We start from the raw sequence: 3,781 nt of genomic DNA, 5'->3' as shown, positions 1-3,781 counted from the left end.
CTATGTACCAAAAATTGTCCCTCCATCTCCACAAGCGGCCAGTTTAACCAGGTATGTCGATATACCTGTAAGTTACTATACGGGTACTGCCAATATATCCATTCCGATCTACACTGTGCAGGATGGAAAAATAACCCTTCCCATATCGATTAGCTACCATCCATCGGGCATTAAAGTAGCTGACGAGGCCAGTCAAGTCGGATTGGGCTGGGCATTGAATGCCGGGGGAGTTATTTCCAGGACGATAATGGGGGAGGATGACTTCACCCTCAGCCGGTATTTCAGCCCTGCGGATAATTTACCAGCGAACAGTTTCCCCAGGGCAAACATGCAACTGGGGCAGGCAATTCCTAATAATCAAAGCGCATTCAATTTTGATTTTTATTCGCAGCAATCCGGTCCAGGCCCGCTTGCTCTGAAGGTAGAAGACGGCACTAATAATGAATACGAGCCGGATATTTATAATTTCAATTTTGCGGGATATTCCGGGAAGTTTATCATAACCCGTACCAAAGAAATCATCATGAACGAAAAGAGTGACATTCGTATCAAGATGCTGGAAGCGAACAACGGAGCTGACATTTCCTGGGAAATAAAGACGCCTGATGGAGCTATCTATTTGTTTAACGAAAAAGAAACATTCAGATATGCCAGCGGGGGAAGCTCTGTTTCATCGTGGTATTTAAGCCAGATAACTTCCCCGGAGGGTGCCACGATTAGCCTTAGCTACAACGTCCTGGCAAACGCCTTTAACTATCCCCAGGGAGCTATCACCGAAACCAAGGGGGAATTTATACTTGACCCGACTTGCAGTACCGGTGAACCTCAAGGCCCCATTGCATCACGCACGATTGGCCGGATTCCACCCAAATATATTTCGACTGTATATCTGAATGAGATTACTTTTCAGAATGGTTCGGTCAAATTCGTTTTCGAAAACAGGGATGACCTTTCTTATGATAAAAAGCTTAAAACGATTGAAATCTATAATAAGCCCGGTGGTGTCAAAACCCTTTTTAAAGCATTTGATTTTAACTATGCTTATTTTGACGGGACTGCGGATGTTGACTATCAGGCTACCAGTGATGGAAGTGGATCGGTATCAAAAAGGTTGAAATTGTTATCATTAACCGAGAAATCTGCGAGTGGGACTAGCTTAAGACCGCATCTATTCGACTACTTTGAAGGAGACAACTACACTAATCTGCCGGCGAAGACTTCATTCGCACAGGACCATTGGGGATACTATAATGGAAAACAGGGGAATCTAAGCCTAATCCCCACATTCGACGTTTTCAATACTTCGGATGAAGTCAGATTCCATTTCGGGCAAATGACGGGAACAGAAAGAGACACCGACCCGAATTATATAAAAGCATTCAGCCTAAAGAAGATTACTTATCCCACCGGTGGATATACGGAGTTTAACTACGAGGCCCATGAATATGATGTCAATAATTCCAATAAAAACGACTTCTCCTATTCTGGTAATATTGGCACGTTGACTGAGAGAAATGAGCGTCGTATGTACCTTATAAGAGACAAAGGGACGGTTCAGGATTTCGAAGTTGATTTCTCAAAGGCAGCAACAGGGGCTGGTGGCCTGACAACCAATTTGAAATTAGACGCTTTCGTTAGGTTAAGTGGCGCGACGCCGTGCAACGAAATATCGGGCCAGACTGGCAGGGTGTATTTTGAGTTGATACATAAAGAGTCCGGACTGTCGGTGGGAACATATGATATGTTTGCGATGCAGGAATGCACCGACAATTTTAATGGCACTCCTTCGCCCTGCATCATTAAAGGGTGTCAGAATGGAATGACCGGGGGAGTTCAACACATCAATACGATTTATAACATTATGCCGGGTAAATACATCTGGCGTGCAAAGGTCAGTAATGATGTTGCGGTTTCTGATTTTGCCATCCATTTCGTATGGTATGAGCCTTTGGAAGCGACGGAAGGGGCAATGAAAACCGGCGGTGGCTTACGTATAAAAACCATCACCTCTAATGATGGCGTGCAAAGTAATGTCAAGACATTTAATTATAGACGGACCGAGACAGCCGCTAATGGGCAGAGTATCGAAAAGTCGACAGGTAGGTTGATGACAAAACCGCAATATACTTACGCGGAAGAAAGAAGTTGTACCAACGATGGCCCTGGGGGCGCGGATGGCCTAATTTATAGAATCGTATTTCGCACATCTAATAGCATCGTTCCGCTATCCGCGTCGGCCAGTGGTTCTGTTGTCGGATACGATCAGGTGACTGTGAGTTATGGCGCTAATGCAGAAAATGGGCAATCGATTTTTTACTATGACAATCAGTCCGATATCGTCAATAATTTTTCCTATTACAGGCCTCCACTCATTTCCAGTAGGCCATTTAAATCAAATGGTAACCTGTTGAAACAGGAAGATTATGCAAAGTCGGGTACTGCTTTTGTCAAGGTCAAAGAAACAGAATATGACTACGAGTTAAGTACGCCCACTTACCAGTATGCTGCGGAGATAAGAAACATTCCTTATTTCGTAAGCGGAGCTTATTTTAGTAAGAAATTGCACGGATTTTTCTATCCGGCCATGATCAAGAATTGGAATTACTTAAAGAGTGAAAGAACGAAGGTATATGATCTTGCAAATCCTAATACGCCGGTAGAAACTTTTAAAGAATACTACTATGACAATCCCAATTACACCCAGCTTAGCCAAACCAAAGCTTCGGACAGTAGGGGACGTAATATTATAACGGCCTACAAGTACCCGTTCGATTACAACACGGGAGTTTATCCGGGGATGGTATCCAAAAACATGGTCAGCCCGGTCATTGAGGAAACGACAAGTATCGAAAATGGCGCAGCATTGACCTGGATCAACACTGAGTATTTCACCCCGAGCGGCACCAGCTTGTATGTGCCTAAGAAAGTGGATAAAAAAATAGGACAGGGTTCCATTGTTACGCTTGCGGAGTTCATGACTTACGACGATCGCGGAAATCTTTTAACCTATAAAGAAAAAGGGGGAGCCACCACCAAACTTGAATATTACGGCACAACCGATGCAGGCAAGACTGACCTTCTCAAGTCAAAAACCGAAGCTGACGGTACATCGGCTGCCGCGACGACAACCTATAACTATAAGTCACTCATTGGTGTAGAATCGATCACGGAGCCTTCGGGAAAGGTTACCTGGTACAACTACGACAATTTCGGCCGCCTCTCCGACATCCGGGAAGGTAGTAGCGCGGGCAATTTGATCAAGAGCTTCCACTATAACTATGCGAATCAGGGCGGCTTTGTAAATGGCATCGTAGATAACCCTGACGTATCCGCCCCATCCGCTCCTGGTCTTACTTCCGGCAGTAGTAGCGGCAATCAATGCGCGGCGAACCGGGTAAAATTGCTGTGGCGGAATTATAACCACGACCGGTTGGTTGGGGCCACGATACAAGGTTCCAGCAATGGGGTGGATTGGGTAGTACTTTACCAATTTCCATCGGCAGCACCTGTTGGCACCTGGCTTACGACAGATTTCACTAACCCGCAAAACTATCCCCATATCCGTTACAACGCGCGGGCTACCGACGGGGTGGGTGACCTCAAAGAGATCCGTTTTTTCAATGTGGATGGAAGTGGGAATGAATATGCCTTAACGGGTACGGGCTTTGGTTCAGAGCCGAACCTGGCTGGTCAGGGCTGGGCAAATGCGTTGGATGGCAATGAAACCACCCAATGGCATGCCGAATATGTAGCTCCGCTGGGTCACGCCGGTAACAGCAAC

Annotated in this window: 1 protein-coding gene; it reads left to right on the top strand. The window is 45.7% G+C overall.

Translation table 11 applies throughout. The features are described 5' to 3' along the window. The coding region (locus ACQ4MZ_RS31395; RefSeq protein ID WP_430852010.1) for a hypothetical protein at positions 1-3,781 on the top strand (3,781 nt) is incomplete at both ends.

The organism is Dyadobacter sp. BHUBP1 (genome assembly GCF_050587785.1).
In the GTDB taxonomy this organism is placed as follows: Bacteria; Bacteroidota; Bacteroidia; order Cytophagales; family Spirosomataceae; genus Dyadobacter.
Note: the sequence above shows the minus strand (reverse complement) of the source record. Positions and strands in the feature narration are given on the sequence as shown.